This is a genomic window from Bisbaumannia pacifica (assembly GCF_007989625.1).
In the GTDB taxonomy this organism is placed as follows: Bacteria; Pseudomonadota; Gammaproteobacteria; order Pseudomonadales; family Halomonadaceae; genus Bisbaumannia; species Bisbaumannia pacifica.
The window spans coordinates 34,371-55,610 of the sequence record NZ_BJUK01000005.1 but is presented as its reverse complement, the minus strand read 5'-3'; the positions used below and the strand labels follow the sequence as shown (position 1 = coordinate 55,610).

Here is a 21,240-nt window from a genome sequence, read left to right as displayed (position 1 = left end):
CATGGTGGCGGGGGCCTGGCGGCGACTGCATCGGCTGCTGCCGCGGACCCTGCGTGGTCGCTTCGTGCTGATCATGATCACTGGCGTGCTCAGCGCCCAGCTCGCCAGCTATGCCATCTGGACCGCCCAGGCCCGGGCCAGTCGGCTCGAGCAGCTCGACGAGCTCTCCCGCAACGTGGCCTACAGCGTCGCCTCCACGGTGCGCTTCTTCCGCTCGCTGCCCCATGACTACCGGCATATCGTCCTGGATCAGCTGCGCAGCATGGGCGGGACCCGCTTCTTCGTCAGCATCAACGATCACCGCATCCCGGTGGAGGAGATCGGCCAGGGCCGCGAGCAGGCCCTGGTGGTGGGCAACTTCCGGCGGATTCTCGGCGAGGAACTGGGCATCCGCGATGCCCGGGTCGAGTTCTCCCGCGCCGAGACCCTGCGCCTGCTCAACAACGAGGTGCTGCTCCACGACCTGCCGCCGCGCTGGGGACAGCACAGCCTGCTGATGGAGCCCCTGTCGCCGCCCATCCTGGTGGTCCAGCTGGCCCTGGCGCCGCAGGAATGGCTCTACGTGGCGACCCTGTTGCCGGTGCCGGAGCTCTTCGCCGGTGGCCGCTGGCTGGCCGGGGATCGGCTCTTCGCGGTGCTGATCGTGCTGCTTACCGTGGTGGGGCTCTCCTGGCTTGGCATCCGCGGCGTGACCCGGCCCCTGGCGAAGCTGGCCGGCGCCGCCCGCCAGCTGGGCGATGACCTGGACGCGCCGCCTTTGCCGGAGCGGGGCCCTCGGGAGACCCGCGAGACGACCCGGGCCTTCAACCGCATGCAGGAGCGCATCCGTGCCCAGGTCGAGGAGCGCGAGCGCCTCTTCGCGGCGATCTCCCACGACCTCAAGACCCCGATTACCCGGCTGCGCCTGCGCGCCGAGATGCTCGACGATCCCCACCAGCGGGAGCGCTTCTGTGCCTCCCTCGACGAGCTGGACTTGCTGGTCAAGGGGGCCCTGGCCTCGGTGAAGGGGCTCGATCTCCACGAGGCGGTGGTGGCGGTGGACGTGGTGGCGTTGCTGGAGGCGCTCGCCGCCGAGCTGCGCCTGCAGGGGGGCGAGGTGGTGGTGACGGGGACGGCGGCACCGCTGCCGGCCAAGCCCCTGGCCCTGAAACGCTGCCTGGGCAACCTGCTGGAGAACGCCGTCTTCTACGGGGGCCGTGCCGAGGTGCGCCTGGCCGATGGCCCCGAGGCGCTGGCGATCACCCTGCGCGATCATGGCCCGGGCATCCCCGAGGCACAGCGTGAGCGGGTCTTCGAGCCCTTCGTGCGGCTGGAGCCCTCGCGCAGCCGGCACACCGGCGGCAGCGGCCTGGGGCTGGGCATTGCCCGGCATATCGTGCGCGCCCAGGGCGGCTCCCTGACGCTCGCCAATCATCCCGTGGGGGGCCTGGTGGTGCGCCTGAGCCTGCCCCGCCGCGACGGCCCCGGCGGGCGCTGATGTTCGGCCCGCGGCTTCGTCGACTGAGCCTGCTGATCGCCCTGGGGACCGCGCCCGGGCTAGAGGCCGGCGAGGTGGAGGTGCTGCACTGGTGGACCAGCGGCGGCGAGGCCCAGGCCGCGGCGCGGCTGCGCGAGCGGGTCGAGGCCGAAGGGCACCGCTGGCGGGAGTTCGCCGTGGCGGGGGGCGGCGGCGAGGGCGCCATGACGGTGCTCAAGTCCCGGGCGCTGTCGGGCAATCCGCCCTCGGCGGCTCAGCTCAAGGGACCGGAGATCCAGGAGTGGGGCGAGCTGGGGCTGCTCGGCGAGCTGGACGCGGTGGCCGAGGCGCAGGACTGGGACGCCTTGCTGCCGCCCCGGGTGGCGGCGCGGATGCGCCACGACGGCCACTATGTGGCGGTACCGATGAATATTCACCGCATCAACTGGCTATGGGGCAATCCCGAGGTCCTGGCGGCCGCCGGTGTCGCCATGCCGACGAGCCTCGACGAGCTCTTCGCGGCCGGCGAGGCGCTCCGCGCGGCGGGTGTCGTGCCCCTGGCCCATGGCGGCCAGCCCTGGCAGGACGCCACCCTCTTCGAGACGGTGGTGCTGGCGGAGGCCGGCGCCGACTTCTACCGCCGCGCCCTGGTGGCCCTCGACCCGCAGGCCCTGGGCAGCGACACCATGATCCAGGCACTCACCACCTTCAGGCGCTTGCGCGGGCTGATGGACGAGGGCGTGCCGGGGCGCGACTGGCACCTGGCCAGCGCCATGGTGATCGAGGGCGAGGCCGCGATGCAGCTGATGGGGGACTGGGTCAAGGGGGAGTTCGCCGCCGCCGGCCTGGTCGCCGGCGAGGACTACCTCTGCGCCCCGGCGCCGGGCACCGAGGGTGCCTTCGGTTTCACCATCGACAGCCTGGCCATGTTCCGGGTCGCCGAGGCCGAGGATCTGGCCGCCCAGCGCGACCTGGCGCGGCTGGCGCTGTCGCCTCAGGTGCAGGTCGCCTTCAATCGGGCCAAGGGCTCGATTCCCGCCCGTCGCGACCTGGCGGTCGCGGCCTTCGATGCCTGCGCTCGCCTGGCCATCGATGATTTTCAGGCCGCCGAGGCGGGGGATGCCCTGGTGCCCAGCCTGGCCCATGGCATGGCGCTGGGCGGGGAGGCGCAGCGGGCCTGGATGGATATCGTCAGCCGCTACTTCAATGATCCGACGATCTCCCCCGAGGAGGCGGCGCGGCGCCTGGTCAGCCTGGCCCACGCGCTTCCCTGAGCGTGGCCGGCATCCCCTTGGGGCCCGGCCACGTCAGAGCCCTCGCCAGCCGAGGAGCGTCAGCGGACGGTGATCACGCCGCACTTGGCACTGTGCATCACCTTGTGGGAGACGCTGCCCATCACCAGCCCGGCCAGGTCGCCCAGGCCGCGGCTGCCCAGTACGATGGCGTCGACCTTCAGGTGCTTGGCCTTGTCGAGGATGGTGCGCGCCGGTTCGCCCTGGCCCAGGTGGGTCTCCACCTTGGCCACGCCGAGTTCCCTGGCCTGGGCCTCGGCCCGCTCGATCACCTGCTTGCCGGCGGCCTCCAGGTCCTGGCGGCTGGCCTCCAGGGAGACGGCGCCGATGCCCCATACCAGGGTGGTCTCATGGGCCAGGGATTCGGGGATATGCAGGATATGCAGGGTGGCCTCCCCCTGGGCCAGGCGACAGGCCAGCTCCAGGGCCTTCTTGCCGTTCTCGGAACCATCCACGGCGACCAGCAGTGATTGATACATGGAACTTCTCCTTTCTCGTCGGGGACTTCGCCATTATCGGCGCTCGCCTTCCATCCTAGGCCATCTGTGTCATCGCGGCTTGACCGGGATCAAGCTCGCGGCGACTCGTCGCTGGCCTCCAGGCGTCGCAGGCGCTGCCAGACATCCTGGCGCAGGTCCCTGAGGCGTGGCGCCTCGCCCTCGGCGAAGGGCAGGGGACGGGCCAGGCGCTGGGTGCGCAGGCCGAGTCGGGCTCCCAGCAGGCCGATCCCCAGCCCCTGGGCGCCGCGTGTCGAGAGGCGCCCGGCCAGGTTCATCGATAGCAGCTCCATGCCCGCCTCGCTGGCCAGTTCGCTGGCGCCGGCGAAGGCCATCTGGTAGAGCACCGCCCGCAGCAGGCGCAGGCGGCTGGCATAGCCCAGCTCCAGGCCGTAGAGCCGGGCCAGGCGATTCACCAGGGCCAGGTGGCGCCAGGCGACCAGGGCCATGTCCACCAGGGTCAGGGGGCTCAGGGCCACCATCACCGCGGTATCGCCGGACATCCGCGAGATCAGCCGTCGCGCCTCTCGGTCGCGGGGCGCCAGCAGGTGGTGGGCCAGCAGCACGGCGGTCTCGGCGCCGTCGTGGTGGGGCGCCCGGGCGGCCAGGTAGCCGCGCCAGTGGGGGTGATCGTCGTCGAGGCCGAGCCGGCCACGCAGCCGCTCCGCCAGGGCCTGGGCCTCGCTCGGCGTTGCCTGGGGCAGCGCCGCCAGGGCCTCGCGGAGTCGGTCATGACCGCGCAGCCGCCTGAGTCGCCAGAGCTCGCGGCCCAGGGCCATGCCTCCCAGGCCCAGGGCCAGCAACAGCAAGAGGCTCCAGCCGCCGGCCAGCCAGTCGCCGCCGAGGGCGGCTCGATAGAGGGTCATGGCGCCCTCCAGGGCCCCCAGGCCCAGGGCACCGCCGAGCAGGGTCAGCAGCCCCCAGCGGCGCCTGCGGGGGCGGGACAGGTCGGCGTCGAGCGTTGCCATGGCTCGGTCCGCCTCGGCCTCCTCGTCCAGGGGGCGGCTGGCCTGGGCGGCGTCGAAGCGCTGCCCGGGACGCGGATCGTCCTGGGCGGGGGGCGGCTCGTCGAGGGAGAAGCGTTTCCCGGGGCGCGGGTCGGTCATCGAGATTCTCTCGGTCGGTTCGCTAGGTCAGCTTATCGCCCAATAGCCACTCCAGGGCGGCATCGAGGCGAATATGCGGCAGGACGCCGCCGTCGATCGGTGGCGGACGAAAGGCCGGGAAGTCGAAGCCCTGGCGCCGCCAGAAGTCCCGCGCCGGCAGGCGCTCCGGCACCTCGCCGGGAAACAGCAGCGCCTCCTCGCCGCCCAGCAGGGTGCCGCGCAGGGCGGGACTGGTGGTGCCCTCCGCGTTCACCGTTCGGGCCTCGGTGGCGCGGATGGCTGCCAGGGAGAGGGCCTTGACCGGCACATCGGCGAAGCGCAGCTCCTTGAGGGGCTCCGCCAGCAGTGCCTCCAGCAGGCCGATCAGCCGCGGGTGCTGCTCCGGGGTGACATGGTCGGCCTTGGTGGCGGCGATGGCCAGGCGGTCGATGCGCGGCGCGAAGAGGCGGTTGAGCAGGCTACGTTTGCCGTAGTCGAAACTCTGCATCAGGGTACCCAGCGCCCGGGCCAGGTCGTCGAAGCGCTCCGGGCCGGCGGCCAGGGCGCCGAGCAGGTCGACCAGCACGATCTGGCGATCGAAGCGGCGGAAGTGCTCCCGGTAGAAGGGCTTGACGACCCGCTGCTGGTAGTGGCGAAAGCGGCGGGTCAGGGTGGCCAGGTTGCTCTCCGGCGCCGGCCGGCCGGCGGGCTGCGCCTCGAGGCCGGGCAGCGGGAAGAACTGCAGCACCGGGGCGCCCTCCAGGTCCCCGGGGAGCAGGAAGCGCCCCGGCTGCAGGTCGGCGAAGCCCGCCTCCCGGGCCGAGCGCAGGCCCTCGGCATAGCGCTCGGCGAGCGCCGCCAGCTGCGCCTCGTCGGCGGGGGCCGCCGGGTCGAGTGTGCTCACCGCCGCCAGCCAGTCGGCGAAGTGCTCGCGCCGGGCCGGCCCCAGGCCCTGCCACTGGGCCCGGCTCCAGCTGGCGTAGTCATGACCCAGCAACGGCAGGTCGAGCAGCCACTCGCCGGGGTAGTCGAACAGGTCCAGGGTCAGTTGGCGGGTCTCGCCGCCCAGCAGGCCGCGCCGGGTGGGACGGTAGCGGATCAGCAGGCGCAGCTCGCTGATGCCCCGGGTCGGCTCCGGCCAGCGCGGCGGCGTCTCGGTGAGCGCCGCCATGGCCGGATCGTAGGGGAAGCGGGGCACCGAGAGGTCGCCCTGATCGACCCGGCGGGCGCCCAGCAGGCGGCCCTCCCGGGCGGCGGGCAGCAGGTCGAGGCGCGCCTCCAGGCCGGCATGGCGCAGTTGGTTGACCAGGGAGGTAAGGAAGGCGGTCTTGCCGGCGCGGGAGAGGCCGGTTACCGCCAGTCGCAGCTGGCGGTCACGGCCGCGTTCGAGTAGGTCCTGAACGTCGCGGGCCAGGGGCGGTCGCATGGGCGTTCTCGTGGCTGGGCGTGGTGGGGTCAGTCACTAATGTGGGGATCCAGGGCCGGCTTGGCAAGCCGTTGCCAGGCCAGGGCCGCCATCGGCAGCAGGCACAGCGGCAGCAGCCAGGTGTTCAGCGCCGCCCAGCCCAGGGCGCTGACCAGGGGGCCGGCCAGCAGCGCGGTGAGGGTCACGGTGGAGAAGACCAGGAACTCGTTGGCGGCCTGGGTGCGGGCCTTCTCGGCGGGGCGATAGGTCTCGGTGAGCAGGCCGGTGGCGGGCAGGAAGGTGAAGTTCCAGCCCAGCCCCAGCAGGATCAGCCCCAGGTGGAAGCCCATGACGCCCATCTCCAGCTGAGCCACCAGGGCGCTGGCGGCGAGCAGCAGGCAGCCGGCGAGGATCATCCGCGCCGCCCCGAAGCGGGCGGTGAGGCGACCGGTAACGAAGGAGGGCAGGAACATCGCCACCACGTGCCACTGGATGGTGGTGGCGACATGATCGAAATGGTGGCCGGCGCCGGCCATGGCCAGGGGTGTGGCGGTCATGGCCAGGTTCATCACCCCGTAACCGATCAGCGCGGCGGTCACGGCGACGACGAAGGTGGGCTGGCGCAGGATGGTGCCCAGTGGCCGGGCGGGGCCCTCGCCATGGGTGGCCGCCGGCGGCGGCAGACGCAGCAGGGCGATCAGCGCCAGGGCCAGCAGGTAGAGGACGCCGAGGCCGAGGAAGCTGCCCAGGAAGGGGGTATCGGCCAGCTCGCGACTGGTGCGGGCCAGCCAGGGGCCGAAGAAGGCCGCCAGCACCCCGCCGCCCATCACCAGGCCGATGGCGCGGTCGCGCAGCGCCGCCGGGGCCGCCTCTACGGCGGCGAAGCGGTAGAGCTGACCGAAGCCGATGCCGATGCCGATCAGCCAGGTGCCCAGCATAAAGAGCAGGAAGTGTTCGCTCACCAGGGCCTGGGCGGCGACGGCGACGCCGCCCAGGCCGATCAGGTTGCCGAGCACGAAGCCGCGCTTGCGCCCCAGCTTGGCCATCAGCAGGGAGGCGGGGATGGTGGCGCACATCAGCCCCAGCCACTGGGTGGCCACCGGCGCCGTGGCCCAGGTGGGGCTCGGCGCCAAGGCGGCACCGATCAACGGCGAGACGGCGATCAAGAGGATATTGCCGCTGATCAGCAGGGCCTGGCAGAGCGACAGCAGGGTCACGGTAAGTGGCATGACGACATTCCTTTGCGTGCTAAGACTCCTAGTCTGGCCTTCCTGGCCGAGCGCCACAAGGGTCGGAAACGACCTGGCCCCGCACGGGGCGGGGCCAGTCGGTGGCGGGGCGATGCCGGGCCTTGGCCTAGCCGGCAAAGGCGGCGTAGATAAGGATCACCAGCAGCACCAGGACGATCCCCACGGGCACGGCGCCCTTCCAGGGAGTCAGGTCCACCTCGCCGCTGTCCTCGTGGACCCAGGGGGTGGGCCGCGGCCGCAGCTTGCCGATCAGCAGCATCACCGCCACCAGCAGCACGAAGACCGCCGCCACGAAGTGGAACTCGTGCATGATCATCGGCAGCTTGTCGAAGGGCGGCACGAAGTAGCCGGCGGCGATCAGCAGGCAGCCGCCCACCAGGGCCACCTTGGCGGCCATCGGCGGCACCCGCTTGGTGAGCAGGCCGACGATCACCACCGCCAGGATGGGAATGAAGTAGATGGCGTTCATCTTCTGCAGGTAGCCGAACAGGCTCTCCTGGCCGGCCAGCAGCGGGGCGATGATCATGGTGACGATGGCCATGATCCAGCCGAAAATCTTGCCCGACGCCACCACCTGCTCCTCGCTGGCGTCCTTCTTGAGCACGCCCTTGTAGATGCCCAGGCTGAAGATGGTGGTGGTGCTGTTGAGCGCCGAGTTGAAGGAAGAGAGGATGGCACCCACCATCACCGCGGCGAAAAAGCCGGTGAGGTAGGGGGGCAGGACATTGAACACCAACTGGCCATAGGCCTCGTCGGCGCGCACGCCCTGATCGGCGTAGAGGTGGTAGGCGATGATGCCCGGCAGCACCAGGTAGAGGGGGCCGAGCAGCTTGAAGGCGCCGGTGAGCAGCACGCCCTTCTGGCCCTCGGCCAGGTTCTTGGCGGCGAAGGTGCGCTGGATGATCTGCTGGTTGGTGGTCCAGTAGAAGAGGTGCAGCAGCAGCACGCCGGTGAAGACGGTGGCGAAGGGCACCTGCTGCTCCGGGCCGCCGATGGAGTCGAGCTTCTGCGGGTCGCTGGCCTTGAGCAGTTCCCAGCCTGCCAACACGCCGTCGCCGCCGCTGACCGCCTGGAGGCCGAAGTAGACGATCACGAAGCCGCCGATTAGCAGGCCCACGCCGTTGAGGGTGTCGGAGACCGCCACGGTGCGCAGGCCGCCGAACAGGGCGTAGACGGCGCCGATCAGGCCGACGACCCATACCGTCAGCCACAGCAGGGCGGTGGGGGACTCGATGCCGGTGAGGCCGGGCAGGTCGAGCATGCCCTGCAGGCCCATGGCGCCGGAGTAGAGGATGATCGGCAGCAGGATCACCGCATAGGCGATCAGGAAGATGATGTTGCAGATCAGTTGGGTACCCCGGTCGAAGCGGATCTCCAGCAGCTGGGGCAGGGTGGCGATACCGCTTCTCAAGAAGCGCGGCAGGAAGAATAGCGCCAGGGCCACCAGGGCGATCACCGCGATCACCTCCCAGGCCATGACGCTCAGGCCATCGGCGAAGGCGGCCCCGTTGAGGCCCACCATCTGCTCGGTGGAGAGGTTGGTCATCAGCAACGAGCCGGCGATCAGCGGGAAGGTCAGGCTGCGGCCGGCCAGGAAGTAGCCGCGGGTGCTCTCGTGGTCGTCGCGGCGGGTCAGCCACCAGGTGATCAGGGCCACCAGGCCGGTGAAGAACAGGAAGGAGACTAGGGTCAGGGCGTGCATAGGAAGATCCTTGCCGTTGAACTGCCCCCCGGAGGGCGTGGTTTATGTAATTTTACTAAGTGGCTCGGATTCTACGGCCAGACCTGTCGCGCCTCATTAGACGAAGGTCGAGATTTTATTGGTGAATTATTGGTTTTGTTACATCGTTGAAATAAAGCGGGGCCGGTATCGCCTATGCTGGAGACCATCGCCCCGCGGGGCCCCGAGCGAAGGAGCAGACGATGGCGCCGGAATCGCCACAGACAGTACTGAGTTTCTGGTTCGAGACCCTGACGCCACGCCAGTGGTTCGCCAAGGACGCGGCCCTGGATCGGCGCATCGCCGAGGCCTTCGGCGCCACCCTGGCGGCGGCCGGTCGCGGCGAATTCTGGACGTGGCGAGAGACCGCCGAGGGACGCCTGGCGGAGATCCTGGTGCTGGATCAATTCTCGCGCAATATTCACCGGGACGCCCCGGGGGCCTTCGCCCAGGATCCCCTGGCGCTGGTGCTGGCCCAGGAGGCGGTGGCCCAGGGCGCGGATCGCCATCTGTCGGCGCCCTGGCGGGCCTTTCTCTATATGCCCTATATGCATAGCGAGTCGCTGGCGATCCATGACCAGGCCGTGCGGCTCTTCGATCAGCCGGGGCTGGAGGAGAACCTGCGTTTCGAGCATCGCCATCGGGAGATCATCGTGCGCTTCGGGCGTTACCCGCACCGCAATGCCATCCTGGGGCGGGAATCCACGCCGCAGGAGCTGGCCTTCCTCGAGGAACCGGGCTCCTCTTTCTGAACTCGGGTAGACTGCCCGAGTACCCTTCCCACAGCGAGAGACAAGGAGTCGCCCATGGGCTTGATCGGCTGGTTGATTATCGGAGGACTGGCGGGCTGGATCGCCGGACACGTGATGCGTGGCGGCGGCTTCGGGCTGTTCGGCAATATCGGGGTGGGCATCCTGGGGGCGGTGATCGGCGGCTTCCTGTTCGGCCTGCTGGGCCTGGAGGCCGGCAGTGTGATCGGCTCCCTGGTGACCGCGGTCATCGGTGCCGTGGTGCTGCTCTGGGGCATCAATATGCTCAAGAAGTAGCACCATCTCTCTCGGCGCATAACAAACCGCCCGGCCAGTTGGCCGGGCGGTTTGTTTTCAGCGTGCTACCGTCATCGCTCAGGCGGTGGCGGAGGCCTTGCTGCCGACCACTTCCTCGAGGGCTTGCTCGACGATGTCCAGGCCCTCTTCGAGGACGGCGTCCTCGATGGTGACCGGCATCAGGAAGCGGATGGAGTTGCTCCAGAAGCCGCAGGAGAGCAGGATCAGGCCCTTCTCCTTGGCCTTCTGGCACAGCTTGGCGGCCAGTTCCGGGGCCGGGGTGCGCGAGGCCTTGTCGGTGACCAGCTCGAAGGCGGCCATGGAGCCGAGGTTACGGCAGTTGTCCACGGCCTCGAAGTCGCCCTGCCACTTGGCGAAGCGCTGGGCCAGCTTGTTGCCCAGGGCGGCGCTCTTCTCGAGGATATTCTCGGCCTCGATGGCCTCGATCACCGCCAGGGCCGCGGCGCAGGCCAGGGGGTTACCGCTGTAGGTGCCGCCCAGGGAGTTGGGGCCGGAGGCGTCCATCACCTCGGCGGTGCCCACCACCGCGGAGAGCGGCATGCCGTCGGCCATGGACTTGGCCATGGTCATGATGTCGGCCTCGATGCCGCTGTGCTCCAGGGCGAACAGCTTGCCGGTACGACCGAAGCCGGACTGCACCTCGTCGGCGATCAGCAGGATGCCGTGCTCGTCGCACAGTTCACGCAGGGCCTTGAGGAAGGCAGGGGAGGCGGCATAGAAGCCCCCTTCGCCCTGCACCGGCTCGATGACGATGGCGGCGGTGCGATGCGGCGCGATATCGGTCTTGAAGAGGGTCTTCAGGGCCTTGAGGGAGTCCTCTTCGCTGATGCCGTGGTAGGGCACCGGGAAGGGGGCGCGGAAGACGTCGCCCGGCATGGGGCCGAAGTCGTTCTTGTAGGGCAGCACCTTGCCGGTCATGGCCAGGGTCATGAAGGTACGACCGTGGAAGCTGCCGTCGAAGCAGATCACGCCGCTGCGGCCGGTGGCGGCGCGGGCGATCTTGACGGCGTTCTCCAGCGCCTCGGCGCCGGTGTTGACCATCATGGTCTTGGCCTCGCCCTTGACCGGGGTCAGTTGGCAGAGCTTCTCGGCCAGCTGCACGTAGGGGGCGTAGGAGATCACGGTCTGGCAGGTGTGCATCAGCTTGTCGAGCTGGGCCTTGACCGCCTCGACCACCCTGGGGTGACGGTGGCCCAGGTTGAGCACGCCGATGCCGCCGGCGAAGTCGATGTAGCGCTTGCCTTCGACATCCCACAGCTCGGCGTTTTCGGCACGCTCGACGAACTGAGGAGAGGGGCTGGCGGCACCCTTGGCCACGTAGCGCTGCTTGAGCTCGTTGAGTTGAGCGTTATTCATGAGAAAGCCTCCTTTGGGTCGATGGGGCGTGCGCTTACAGGCCGCCGATACACACATACTTTAGTTCAGTAAAGTCCTCGAGACCGTGCCGCGAGCCTTCGCGACCCAGGCCCGATTCCTTGACGCCGCCGAAGGGCGCCAGCTCGGTGGAGAGGATGCCCTCGTTGACCGCCACCATGCCGTACTCCAGCCCCTCCATCACATGCCAGATGCGACGATAGTCGCGGGCATAGAAGTAGGCGGCCAGGCCGAATTCGGTGGCGTTGGCCATGGCGATGGCTTCCTCGTCGCTGTCGAAGCGGAACACCGGCGCCAGGGGGCCGAAGGTCTCCTCGGTGGCGACCTTCATCTCGGTGGTCACGTCGGCGACCACGGTGGGCTGGAAGAAGGTGCCGCCCAGCTCGTGGGGCTCGCCGCCGCAGATCAGGCGACCGCCCTTGTCGAGGGCATCGCGCACATGGCTTTGCACCTTCTCGACGGCGGCCTGGTTGATCAGCGGGCCCTGGGAGACGCCGTCCTCCAGGCCGTTGCCGACCTTGAGCTGAGCGACCCGGGCCGCCAGCTTCTCGAGGAAGGCCTCGTAGACGCCGGACTGCACCAGCAGGCGGTTGGTGCACACGCAGGTCTGACCGGAGTTGCGGTACTTGGAGGCCACGGCGCCCTCCACGGCGGCGTCCAGATCGGCGTCGTCGAAGACGATAAAGGGCGCGTTGCCGCCCAGCTCCATGGCGGCCTTCTTGACGGTGCCGGCGCACTGGGCCAGCAGCATCTTGCCCACCGGGGTGGAGCCGGTGAAGGAGACCTTGCGCACCCGCGGGTCGGTGGTCAGCACCTCGCCGATGGCGGCCGGCTTCTCGCCGGTGACCACGTTGAGCACGCCGGCGGGCAGGCCGACCTGCTCGCCCAGGCGCACCAGGGCCAGGGCGGTCAGCGGGGTGGCCTCGGCGGGCTTGATCACCACCGGGCAGCCGGCGGCCAGCGCCGGGGCGCACTTGCGGGTGATCATCGCCAGCGGGAAGTTCCAGGGGGTGATGGCGGCCACCACGCCGATCGGCTCGCGCAGCACCAGGATGCGCTTGTCGACGCCATGGCTGGGCAGGGTCTCGCCGGCCATGCGCTTGGCTTCCTCGGCGTAGAACTCCACGAAGGAGGCGCCATAGGCCACCTCGCCGCGGGACTCGGCCAGCGGCTTGCCCTGCTCCTGGGTCATCAGCTGAGCCAGGGCCTCCTGGTTGGCCATGATGGCCTCGTACCAGGCGCGCAGCAGGGCGGCACGCTCCTTGACCGGACGCTGGCGCCAGTCGGCCCAGCTGGCTTCGGCGGCGGCCACCGCCTCGCGGGCCTCGTCGGCGCCCAGGTCCGGCACCTCGGCGAGCAGCTCGCCGGTGGCGGGGTTGGTCACGGCGAAACGCCGCTCGGCGTCGCGCCACTGGCCACCGATATAGGCCTTGGGAATCAGGAAGTCGGGCAGGACGGACATGGCTCCTCCAGGGGGTGTTGTCATCATATTTAACGCAGTGTGCATTATTTAAAACGTCTCGCCAAGCCCTTCCCACGGGAATATTTCCAGGCCGGCGACGGTGGGCAAGGATTGCTACCGAGCAGGCTCGACAGCCATCGGCGCCGCCGCCGCTTTCCGCTACACTAGGCGCCGATTGCGATTGCATATGAGTGTCGAGGTGAGCCTTGGTTGATCCCCTGAACGCCTGGTGGGCCCAGCAGCTGGTGTTATGCGGTTGGGCCTTCGAGCCCGATCCCACCGTCGTGGATGCCGACATGGCGGCGACGCGTCTCGTCGAACTGGGCTGTGCCGATCGTGGCGAGCTGGGCTGGCGCCTGGTGGCCGCCCTGGTGCCCGGGGCGGAGAATGCCGCCGAGCAGCTGGCCGCCCTGGAGCTGCTGGCGCTGGCCAGCGCCGCCGGCTGGCTGCCCGAGGCCCGGGCCCGGGCCTGGGTGCGCTGCCTGGCGGAGAGCATCAGCGCCCACCACGGCCGCCTCGACGACTGGCTGCAGGCGGTGATGCATGCGCGAAGCGCCGAGGGCTGGGTGCGCGGCGACGACGGCCTGTTCGAGGCCTGCGAGGCCCTGGCGCTGCTGGAGCACCAGGGCGAGGGCATCACCTGGGAGCGCCTCGCCGAGGCCCTGGGGCGTCGCGCGCCCTCGACCTCGCTGTGGCCGGATGCCCCCGGGGAGGCGGTATGGCGGCTGCGGGCCGCCTTCTCGCCGGTGGTGGCCCTGCCGCCAGTGGCGGGGATCGACTGGCCCGAGGCCCAGGCCTGGCTGCGCGAGGTGTGGAAGGTCGAGAACCGTGACGACCTGCTGCGTCTGATGCTGTGGCTGAGCGCCCAGGGCGATCGCTATGGCTGGGACCTGGATGCCGGCAAGCTGCTCGACCAGGCCCCCGAGGCGCGTCGCCAGTGGCTCGATGGCCTCGGCGAGGGGCGCCCCTATGGCCAGGTGTTGCTGGGCTTCCTGACCCGCGGCGAACCCCTGGAGTGGGCGGCCTGGGACTGGATGCGCTTGATCGACCTGGCCTATGTGGGCTGGAGCCTGGAGTGGCTCAGCGCCGAGGAGGCCGAGGGCTTCGCCGTGCATGCCGCCGATCTCCTCCACCATCGCTACAGCGACTGGCTGGCCCTGGTCAGCGCCTACCAGCGCGGGCGCAGCCTCTACGAGGGGCGCGACGGCATGGACGAACTGGAGCGGGACTGGGGCCTACTGTTGCATTCGCCGGGCAGTCCCTGGCGCTTCGATATGCACCAGCTGGTCAGCGACGACCAGCAGCGGGCCGCCGCGGCGGCGCTGCGCGCCTGGCGCCGCGACCCGCGCCACTGGGTGCTGAGCCTGGCGGCGGTGCGCGAGCCCGACCTGATGTTCCGTCAGGGGCTCGATCTCGCCCTGGACGAGAGTCGCCGGGAGGATGCCCGCCACTACCTGCGCGAGAGCCTGGGGCTCTACCCGGAAGATGGCGTGGCGGGCCTGGCCCGCTACTGGCTGCCCGCCCAGGCGCACCACCTCAACCAGTTGGCGGCGGACGCCCAGCACCGGGCGCTGCCGGCCCTGGAGACGCCCTTCGGCCGCCCGGCGGCGGAGGCGGTGACGCTGCGCGAGCGCCTCAAGGGCTGCAGTCGCCACGCCGCGACTATCCATATGGCCGAGAAGTACGCCTTCTATCTGCAGATGGCCATGGACAGCGGCGACTTCGCGGCCGCGGGGCTGGCCGAGTTGGCGGAGGCGCTGCGCAGCGTGCTGTGTCGCTTCTATCCCACGCCGCGGCGCCTGTTGGAGGCCTGGGCCCAATGGGAGCAGGCGCTGCCGGAGGAGGGACAGCCGCCCATGCGCCACGAGATCCGTTGGCACCTGGAGGATCCCGGCAGTCCCTTCCACTACCTGGACTGGCAGGCGTCGGCCTGGCAGGAGCCGGGACCGCGCCCCGACCTGACCCGCTTTACCGCCCTGGGACTGGTGGGGCCCTTGAATGCCGGGGCCTGGAGCGATCCCTTGCCGGAGAGCCCCCGGGAGGTGGCGGCGATCCGCGAGTGGATCGATGGTCACTACGGCCTGCAGGGGGCCGAGGGGCTGCGCGACTTCCTCGACTTCCTGCTCGCCTCCGGAGATCGCCAGGAGTACCAGATCAACTATGCGCCCTACACCCTGAATCCCCAGCGCCTGGAGGCGGAAATCGCCATCCTCGAGTCCGGGGATTGCGGCGAGGAGGAGCGCAACCACCTACTGCGCCTGCAACGGGTGCGCGACAACGACGCCGGCTGCAACGAGGTGGACATGACCGCCTGGGATGTCGCCCAGGCGGTGGACCTGGCCATCGCCGGGCGTCAGCTGGGATGGCTGGAGGCCGAGGCCTTCGCCGCGGTGCTCGACCGCGCCCTGACCCTGGCCCAGGCCCACTACTCGGGCTGGGAGAGCTATGCGCGTGGCCTCTATGCCGGTTTCGCCTTCTTCATGGGCGAGACCGAGGAACGGGAGCAGTACCTGACCAGCTTCCGCGAGGCCCTGGTGGCCTGGCTCAGCGGGGCCCCGCCGTTGGCCGGTAGCTGGGCGAGCCTCGACTTTCCCGGGGGACGGCCCCGCCACTGGGCGCCCATGCATATCGATACCCTGCCCGGGGATGCGCGTACCCTGCATTGAGCCGAGGCTTCCCAGGCATTCGAAGAATCGACTATAGTCGTGAAGGATTTTTGACAGGGCAAGAGCCGCAAGAAGGGAGTTCGAGGCGTGATTTCAAGGAACGAAAGGGGCGCGATACGCCGGGATGCCCGGCGTATCGCCGGGGTGGGCCTGCTGCTGGTGACACTCGCCGGCTGTGCCTCGGCCCCCCGGGAGGCCATCCCCCCCGACGATGTCGCCTACTTCGAGCGCCCTCTGCCCTCCCTAGCCGAGGGCGCCTTGATGTCGCCCCGCGAGGATGGCGCCTCCCTGGACTTCTCCAACCCGGCCCTGGCCCGGGTGCGTCAGGCGCTGCTGGATGCCCACGAGCGTTGGGTGGGCACCCCCTACCGTCTGGGCGGGGAGTCCTTCCGGGGCATCGACTGCTCGGCGCTGGTCCAGCGGGTCTTCGCGGAGAACTTCCGCATCGAGCTGCCGCGCACCACCCGGGCGCAGGTCCAGGAGGGTACCCCGGTGGCCCGGGACGAGCTGCTGGTGGGCGACCTGGTCTTCTTCCGTCCCCCCGGCGCCTACCACCACGTCGGCATCTACGTGGGGGAAGGCTTCTTCCTCCACGCCTCCACCTCCCAGGGGGTGATCCTCTCCGAACTGGACAATGTCTACTGGCGACGCCATTACTGGCAGGCCCGGCGCCCCATGGAGCCTACCCAGCTGGCCCAGCGCACCACCTGGTTCGATTCCTAAGCCTGCATGGCTTCCCGCTATAACTGCTGCCGATGGGCCAGGGTGTAGTCGACGAAGGCCTGCTCGGCGCCTAGATCGCTATAACTGCTGTCGATGGGCCAGGGCATAGTCGACGAAGGCCTGCTCGGCGCGTGAGAGGCGGGTGCCGGCCTTCCAGGCCAGGGCCAGGTCGAGCCAGGCCGGTGGCGAGAAGGGCACCGCCACCAGGGCCGGGTCGTCCACCACCCGACGCAGGAAGGTGGTGATGCCGAAGCCCTGACGGACGATCGCCTTGGTCAGCGGGATCAGGTTCGATTCGAAATCGACCTTCGGCTCGCAGCGGTGCCGTCGAGCCAGTCCTTCCACGAACTCGCGATGAAAGTAGCCGGCCTGGAAGAGCACCAGGGGCTCGCCGAAGAAGGCCGCCGGGGCGATGGCCTCGCAGTGGGCGAAGGGGTGATCGCGCGCCACGCAGACCACCATCTCCTCCCGCAGCAGGGACCGGCGCGTCAGGGCGGTATCGCCACGCGCGTCGTCCATTACCACCCCCAGGTCCAGCTCGCCCTCCTGGATACGCCGCTGCAGGCTGCGGGTGCCGCCCTCCACCACCGTCATGCGAATGCCGGGGTAGCGCGCCTTGAAACCCATCAGCAGCGGTGGCAGGTAGTAGGAGCCGAGCATGGAAGGCAGCCCCAGGCGCAGCTCGCCCCTGACCAGGTCGTGCAGCTCGCGCATGGCCAGCGCGGTTCCCTGAGCCTGGGCCAGCAGCTCCCGGGCCTGGCGGCACAGCACCTCGCCCTCGGGAGTCAGGCTGACGCGCCGCTCGTGGCGGTGCAGGAGCGTCAGGCCCAGGCGCCGCTCCAGGGTGGCGATGCGCTGGCTGACCGCCGACTGGGCCATATGCAGGCGGCGCCCGGCGGCACTGAAGCCACCCGACTCGGCGACCGCCAGGAAGACCTCCAGGCCGCGCAGGTCGAAGGGTAGGGTCATAAGCTATTCCGATGGATGCGATCTAGATAAACGGTTTCACTTATCATTGTGGGGCGGCGATCCTAGGCTGCCAAGTCGGAGCCCATCATGATTGCATTGCACAGCCGCGCCTGGTGGCGCGCCACCCTGGCCCTCTGCCTGGGATCCATCATCGTCTTCGTCAACCTCTATGCGCCCCAGCCGCTGCTGCCGGCGTTGCGTGAGTGGCATGGCGTCTCGACCCTGGCCGCGGGCCTGGTGATGTCCGCGGCGACCCTGGCGGTGGCCCTGGCCCTGCTGCTCTTCGGGCCCCTCTCCGACGCCCTGGGACGCGGAGCCATCATGCGCCTGACCCTGCTGTTCAGTGCCCTGGCCAGCCTGGGCCTCGCCCTGGTGCCCGGCTTCGAGGGGCTGTTGCTGCTGCGGGTGCTCCAGGGCTTGATGTTGGGAGGGCTACCGGCGGTGGCCATTGCCTGGATGGGTGACGAGTTCGAGCCCCGGGCGCTGAGTGCGGCGGTGGGGCTCTATATCGGGGCCAATACCCTGGGTGGCATCGGCGGGCGCCTGCTGGGCGGCGCCGCGGGGGAGTGGTGGGGCCTGGAGGCCGCCTTCCTGCTGATCGGCGGGCTCAGCCTGGTCGCGGTGGCGCTGTTCTGGTGGCTGCTGCCCCGGGCGCGGCACTTCCGGCCCGCCCCCCTGTCGCCGCGGACCATCGCCGCCGGGCTGGCCGCCCAGCTACGCCACCCGCCGCTGGTGGGGGCCTATCTGATCGGCGGGCTCAGCTTCCTGGTCTTTATCAACCAGTACAGCTACCTGACGTTTCGCCTGAGCGAGGCGCCCCACGGCCTCTCGTCGCGCTGGCTGGGGATGTTGTTCCTGACCTATCTGGGCGGGACCCTGGGGGCCGCGCTATCGGGGCGGATCACGCGGCGCTTCGCCCAGCCCCGGGTGATGGCAACGGGTATTGGCCTGCTGATGCTGGGCAGCCTGGGGACCCTGGGTGGCTCCCTGACGGGGATTCTCGCCGCCCTGACCCTCAATGCCTTCGGCTTCTTCCTGGCCCATGCCACCGCCTCGGCCTGGGTGGGGCTGCACGCCCGTGGCGCGCGGGGCAGCGCCTCGGCGCTCTACCTGGTCTGCTACTACCTGGGGGCCAGCCTCGGCACCCTGTATCTGGAACCCTTCTGGCGGCTCTGGCAGTGGCCCGGGGTGGTGGCGGCCTCGCTGGCCCTGCTGCTGGTGCCCCTGGGCATCGCCCTCGCCCTGGGGCGCCGAGACAGCGACCGGCCGCGTCAGGGCAGCGGCAGGCCGCCGGCCTCGTTGCCCCAGACCTCCGCCAGGCGATCATCGCGACCACAGGCGGACTTGTAGAAGCGGTAGCGTAGCGGATTCTTCTGGTAGTAATCCTGGTGATAGGCCTCGGCGGGATAGAAGGCCTCGAAGTCGCTGATCTCGGTGGCTACTTCGCGACCGAAACGCTCCTCCACGGCGGCCAGGCTGGCTTCGGCCAGCTCGCGCTGCTCGGCATTCATCGGGAAGAGGGCGCTGCGGTAGGAGTCGCCGGCATCGCAGAACTGGCGATCCACCGCGAAGGGGTCGATATTGCGCCAGAACACATGCAACAGGTCCTGGTAGTCGACCAGGTCGGGGTCGTAGGTTACCTCCACCACTTCGGCATGGCCGGTACCGCCGGCCACCACCCGCTGGTAGCTGGGGGCCTCCACCTGGCCGCCGCTGAAGCCGGACGTCGTCGCGAGCACGCCGTCGACCTTGTCATAGGCCTCCTCGACGCACCAGAAGCAGCCCCCGGCGAAGACCGCGCGGGCCGGTTCCTGGGCCTGGGCAATGGCGCCGAGCAGCAGCAGGGGAGTCGACAGGAGCAGAGAAAGGGGGCGCATGGGGAATCCTTGTCGCTGGGGGGTGTCTAGGAGACCCGTCGTGCCGCCCAGGGTTCCCCGCCAGGGGGTGTAAGGAAAGGCCGCCGCCGGGTGACTCAAGGCACAAGTGCAGGCAAGCTTGCCTGGCCCCTTTTCTCGTCTTGGAGACTCTCGTGATGCAGCGGCGCCGTCTTTTCCTGCTTGCCTTGGTAGCCATCGCCGTGGCGACCTTCTTCCTCAGTGGAGCCCATGAGTTCCTGACCCTGGCGAACCTCCAGGCCGAGCAGGCCGACTTCCAGGCCTGGTTCGCCGAACAGCCCTGGCGGGTGGGCGGCGGCTTCTTCGTTCTCTATGTGCTGATGGCGGCATTCTCGCTGCCCGGTGCGGCGCTGATGACGCTATTGAGCGGGGCGCTGTTCGGGCTCGGCTGGGGGCTGATGATCGTCTCCTTCGCCAGCAGCCTGGGCGCGACCCTGGCCTTCCTGATCGCCCGGACCCTGGCCCAGGCCCCCCTGGAGCGGCGCTTCGCCGGGCAGCTGGAGCGCATCAATGCCGGCATTCGCCGCGAAGGGGCCTTCTATCTCTTTACCCTGCGCCTGATTCCCCTCTTTCCCTTCTTCGTCATCAACCTGGTGATGGGGCTGACCCGCCTGCCGGTGCGTACCTTCTACTGGGTCAGCCAACTGGGCATGCTGCCGGGCACCCTGGTCTATGTGAATGCCGGCCGCGAGCTGGGGCAACTGGAGTCGCTGTCCGGCATCCTCTCGCCGAGCCTGATCGCCTCCTTCGTGTTGATCGGCCTCTTCCCCTGGCTGGCCCGGGGCCTGGTGGCCCTGCTCAAACGGCGTCGCCTGGCGGCTCGCTACGCCAGGCCGCGGGGCTTCGATTACGACATCGTGGTGATCGGCGCCGGCTCGGCGGGCCTGGTGGCCAGCTATATCGCCGCGGCGGTCAAGGCCCGGGTGGCCCTGGTGGAACGCGACAAGATGGGCGGCGACTGCCTCAACACCGGCTGCGTGCCCTCCAAGGCGCTGATCCGTGCGGCTCGCCTGGCCCAGGAGGTACGCCAGGCGCCGCGTTTCGGTATCGAGGCCGGCGAGCCGCGGGTCGATTTCACGGCGGTGATGGCGCATGTGCATGACGCCATTCGTCGGGTCGAGCCCCACGACAGCCCCGAGCGCTACCGGGGGCTGGGCGTCGAGGTGATCCAGGGGGAGGCGCGGTTGACGACGCCCTGGGAGGTCAGCGTCGGCCCGCGCACCCTGACCACGCGGCATGTGATCATCGCCAGTGGGGCCCGGCCGCGGCTGCCGATGCTGCCGGGCCTGGAGACCATCGAACCGCTGACCTCCGATAACCTCTGGCAACTCGAGTCGCTCCCCGAGCGCCTGGTGGTGTTGGGTGGCGGCCCCATCGGCTGTGAACTGGGCCAGAGCTTCGCGCGCCTGGGCAGTCGCGTCAGCCTGGTGCAGCGCCGGCCCCAACTGCTGCCCCGGGAAGATGAGGATGTGACCGAGGTGCTGGCCGGGCAGCTCCGCGAGGAGGGGGTATCGCTCCACCTGGGCTGGCGGGCGGTGGCCATCGAGGCCGGCCCCAGCCACGGCGATGCGGGCAAGGTGCTGGTCATCGAGCGCGACGGCGACCAGGGCCCCGAGCGGCAGCGACTGGTCTTCGATCGCCTGCTGGTGGCGACGGGGCGCGAGGCGCGGGTCGAGGGCCTGGGGCTGGAGGCGCTGGGCATCGAGACCCGCGCCGATGGCACCCTGGCGGTGGACGAGACCCTGCGCAGCCTGTTGCCCAATGTATGGGCCTGCGGCGATGTGGCGGGGCCCTACCAACTGACCCATGCCAGCGCCCATCAGGCCTGGCATGCCACGGTGAATGCCCTGTTCGGCGAGGTGAAGCGCTTTCGGGTCAAGTATCGCAACCTGCCGGCGGTGACCTTCTGCGACCCCGAGGTGGCCCGGGTGGGCCTCAACGAGCGTCAGGCGCGACACGAGGGGATCGCTTATGAGGTGACCCGCTATGACTTCAGCGAGCTGGATCGCGCCATCGCCGATGGCCAGACCCGGGGCTTTATCAAGGTGCTGACGGTGCCGGGCCGGGATCGCATCCTCGGCGCCAGCATCGTCGGCCACGGGGCGGGGGAGCTGCTCGGCGAGTTCACCCTGGCCATGACCCAGGGTATCGGCCTCAACAAGCTACTGGGGACCATCCATCCCTACCCGACCTTCTCCGAGGCGGCCAAGGCCAGTGCCGGGGCCTGGAAGAATGCCCACAAGCCCGAGCGCCTGCTGGCCGGGTTGCGGCGCTACTTCGCCTGGCGGCGGCGTGGCCGCGGAGAGGGCGTGGCCTCTTCGCCAGGGGCCTCCCGCGGGGTGAGCCGTCGATAGACGCAAAAGGGGGCAGCCAGTGGCT

17 protein-coding genes are annotated in these 21,240 nt (G+C 69.8%); 8 read left to right on the top strand and 9 right to left on the bottom strand.

The genetic code is table 11. The features are described 5' to 3' along the window. Position 1 precedes the first annotated feature (1 nt). Positions 2-1,477, top strand: a complete 1,476-nt coding sequence (locus tag HPA02_RS03040; protein WP_146801606.1) for an ATP-binding protein — start codon at positions 2-4, stop codon at positions 1,475-1,477. After that, positions 1,477-2,730 (top strand): ABC transporter substrate-binding protein, encoded by a 1,254-nt coding sequence (locus HPA02_RS03035; RefSeq protein WP_146801605.1) that lies wholly within the window; start codon positions 1,477-1,479, stop codon positions 2,728-2,730. Before HPA02_RS03040 ends, HPA02_RS03035 begins: the two co-directional genes overlap by 1 nt. 59 nt (positions 2,731-2,789) lie before the next feature. Here the strand turns inward: HPA02_RS03035 and HPA02_RS03030 are convergent, their stop codons facing one another. From HPA02_RS03030 to HPA02_RS03010, 5 genes are all read right to left on the bottom strand, one after another. Beyond that, positions 2,790-3,227: a universal stress protein gene (locus HPA02_RS03030; protein WP_146801604.1), complete on the bottom strand. Its 438-nt coding sequence runs from the start codon at positions 3,225-3,227 to the stop codon at positions 2,790-2,792. Positions 3,228-3,316: 89 nt separating this feature from the next. Continuing rightward, positions 3,317-4,351: a TIGR01620 family protein gene (locus tag HPA02_RS03025; protein WP_146801603.1), complete on the bottom strand. Its 1,035-nt coding sequence runs from the start codon at positions 4,349-4,351 to the stop codon at positions 3,317-3,319. Positions 4,352-4,373: 22 nt separating this feature from the next. Beyond that, complete coding sequence (locus HPA02_RS03020; protein WP_146801602.1) at positions 4,374-5,756, bottom strand: YcjX family GTP-binding protein; 1,383 nt, start codon at positions 5,754-5,756, stop codon at positions 4,374-4,376. Positions 5,757-5,785: 29 nt separating this feature from the next. Next, positions 5,786-6,964: an MFS transporter gene (locus tag HPA02_RS03015; RefSeq protein WP_146801601.1), complete on the bottom strand. Its 1,179-nt coding sequence runs from the start codon at positions 6,962-6,964 to the stop codon at positions 5,786-5,788. Positions 6,965-7,091: 127 nt separating this feature from the next. Next, complete coding sequence (locus tag HPA02_RS03010) at positions 7,092-8,687, bottom strand: solute:sodium symporter family transporter (protein ID WP_146801600.1); 1,596 nt, start codon at positions 8,685-8,687, stop codon at positions 7,092-7,094. A gap of 221 nt (positions 8,688-8,908) precedes the next feature. Between HPA02_RS03010 and HPA02_RS03005 the strand changes: the two genes are divergently transcribed. Both HPA02_RS03005 and HPA02_RS03000 read left to right on the top strand, forming a co-directional pair. After that, positions 8,909-9,457 carry a DUF924 family protein gene (locus HPA02_RS03005; RefSeq protein ID WP_146801599.1) on the top strand — a complete coding sequence of 183 codons (549 nt, stop codon included), beginning with the start codon at positions 8,909-8,911 and terminating at the stop codon, positions 9,455-9,457. A gap of 54 nt (positions 9,458-9,511) precedes the next feature. Continuing rightward, the gene (locus HPA02_RS03000) at positions 9,512-9,751 is read left to right on the top strand and encodes a GlsB/YeaQ/YmgE family stress response membrane protein (RefSeq protein ID WP_146801598.1); all 240 of its coding nucleotides are present in this window, start codon (positions 9,512-9,514) and stop codon (positions 9,749-9,751) included. A 78-nt stretch (positions 9,752-9,829) separates the two neighbouring features. Here HPA02_RS03000 and gabT read toward each other — a convergent pair whose 3' ends face one another. Continuing rightward, positions 9,830-11,128 carry a 4-aminobutyrate--2-oxoglutarate transaminase gene (gabT, locus tag HPA02_RS02995; protein ID WP_146801597.1) on the bottom strand — a complete coding sequence of 433 codons (1,299 nt, stop codon included), beginning with the start codon at positions 11,126-11,128 and terminating at the stop codon, positions 9,830-9,832. A 34-nt stretch (positions 11,129-11,162) separates the two neighbouring features. After that, positions 11,163-12,608, bottom strand: a complete 1,446-nt coding sequence (locus HPA02_RS02990) for an NAD-dependent succinate-semialdehyde dehydrogenase (protein WP_146801596.1) — start codon at positions 12,606-12,608, stop codon at positions 11,163-11,165. 206 nt (positions 12,609-12,814) lie between these two features. Here HPA02_RS02990 and HPA02_RS02985 point away from each other — a divergent pair, with 206 nt between their 5' ends. Together HPA02_RS02985 and HPA02_RS02980 are read left to right on the top strand one after the other, a co-directional pair. Further along, entirely contained in the window at positions 12,815-15,274 is a 2,460-nt protein-coding gene (locus tag HPA02_RS02985) for a DUF1266 domain-containing protein (protein ID WP_146801595.1), read from the top strand. 87 nt (positions 15,275-15,361) lie between these two features. After that, positions 15,362-15,997 (top strand): C40 family peptidase, encoded by a 636-nt coding sequence (locus HPA02_RS02980; RefSeq protein ID WP_371832415.1) that lies wholly within the window; start codon positions 15,362-15,364, stop codon positions 15,995-15,997. A 78-nt stretch (positions 15,998-16,075) separates the two neighbouring features. Here the strand turns inward: HPA02_RS02980 and HPA02_RS02975 are convergent, their stop codons facing one another. Further along, positions 16,076-16,966, bottom strand: coding sequence for a LysR family transcriptional regulator (locus HPA02_RS02975; RefSeq protein ID WP_146801594.1), 891 nt, complete (start codon positions 16,964-16,966; stop codon positions 16,076-16,078). 87 nt (positions 16,967-17,053) lie between these two features. Here HPA02_RS02975 and HPA02_RS02970 point away from each other — a divergent pair, with 87 nt between their 5' ends. Next, positions 17,054-18,316: an MFS transporter gene (locus HPA02_RS02970; RefSeq protein WP_146801593.1), complete on the top strand. Its 1,263-nt coding sequence runs from the start codon at positions 17,054-17,056 to the stop codon at positions 18,314-18,316. Here the strand turns inward: HPA02_RS02970 and msrA are convergent. Further along, positions 18,238-18,843, bottom strand: coding sequence for a peptide-methionine (S)-S-oxide reductase MsrA (gene msrA, locus HPA02_RS02965; RefSeq protein ID WP_146801592.1), 606 nt, complete (start codon positions 18,841-18,843; stop codon positions 18,238-18,240). The two genes, HPA02_RS02970 and msrA, sit on opposite strands and share 79 nt — an antisense overlap. A 155-nt stretch (positions 18,844-18,998) precedes the next feature. Between msrA and HPA02_RS02960 the strand changes: the two genes are divergently transcribed. Continuing rightward, positions 18,999-21,215 carry a dihydrolipoyl dehydrogenase family protein gene (locus HPA02_RS02960; RefSeq protein ID WP_146801591.1) on the top strand — a complete coding sequence of 739 codons (2,217 nt, stop codon included), beginning with the start codon at positions 18,999-19,001 and terminating at the stop codon, positions 21,213-21,215. The last annotated feature ends 25 nt before the right edge of the window (positions 21,216-21,240 follow it).

Bases quoted from the DNA above. Each gene is read 5' to 3' on its own strand.
- HPA02_RS03040 (WP_146801606.1), top strand. From the start codon at position 2: ATGGTGGCGGGGGCCTGGCGGCGACTGCATCGGCTGCTGCCGCGGACC.
- HPA02_RS03035 (WP_146801605.1), top strand. From the start codon at position 1,477: ATGTTCGGCCCGCGGCTTCGTCGACTGAGCCTGCTGATCGCCCTGGGG.
- HPA02_RS03030 (WP_146801604.1), bottom strand. From the start codon at position 3,227: ATGTATCAATCACTGCTGGTCGCCGTGGATGGTTCCGAGAACGGCAAG.
- HPA02_RS03025 (WP_146801603.1), bottom strand. From the start codon at position 4,351: ATGACCGACCCGCGCCCCGGGAAACGCTTCTCCCTCGACGAGCCGCCC.
- HPA02_RS03020 (WP_146801602.1), bottom strand. From the start codon at position 5,756: ATGCGACCGCCCCTGGCCCGCGACGTTCAGGACCTACTCGAACGCGGC.
- HPA02_RS03015 (WP_146801601.1), bottom strand. From the start codon at position 6,964: ATGCCACTTACCGTGACCCTGCTGTCGCTCTGCCAGGCCCTGCTGATC.
- HPA02_RS03010 (WP_146801600.1), bottom strand. From the start codon at position 8,687: ATGCACGCCCTGACCCTAGTCTCCTTCCTGTTCTTCACCGGCCTGGTG.
- HPA02_RS03005 (WP_146801599.1), top strand. From the start codon at position 8,909: ATGGCGCCGGAATCGCCACAGACAGTACTGAGTTTCTGGTTCGAGACC.
- HPA02_RS03000 (WP_146801598.1), top strand. From the start codon at position 9,512: ATGGGCTTGATCGGCTGGTTGATTATCGGAGGACTGGCGGGCTGGATC.
- gabT (WP_146801597.1), bottom strand. From the start codon at position 11,128: ATGAATAACGCTCAACTCAACGAGCTCAAGCAGCGCTACGTGGCCAAG.
- HPA02_RS02990 (WP_146801596.1), bottom strand. From the start codon at position 12,608: ATGTCCGTCCTGCCCGACTTCCTGATTCCCAAGGCCTATATCGGTGGC.
- HPA02_RS02975 (WP_146801594.1), bottom strand. From the start codon at position 16,966: ATGACCCTACCCTTCGACCTGCGCGGCCTGGAGGTCTTCCTGGCGGTC.
- HPA02_RS02970 (WP_146801593.1), top strand. From the start codon at position 17,054: ATGATTGCATTGCACAGCCGCGCCTGGTGGCGCGCCACCCTGGCCCTC.
- msrA (WP_146801592.1), bottom strand. From the start codon at position 18,843: ATGCGCCCCCTTTCTCTGCTCCTGTCGACTCCCCTGCTGCTGCTCGGC.
- HPA02_RS02960 (WP_146801591.1), top strand. From the start codon at position 18,999: ATGCAGCGGCGCCGTCTTTTCCTGCTTGCCTTGGTAGCCATCGCCGTG.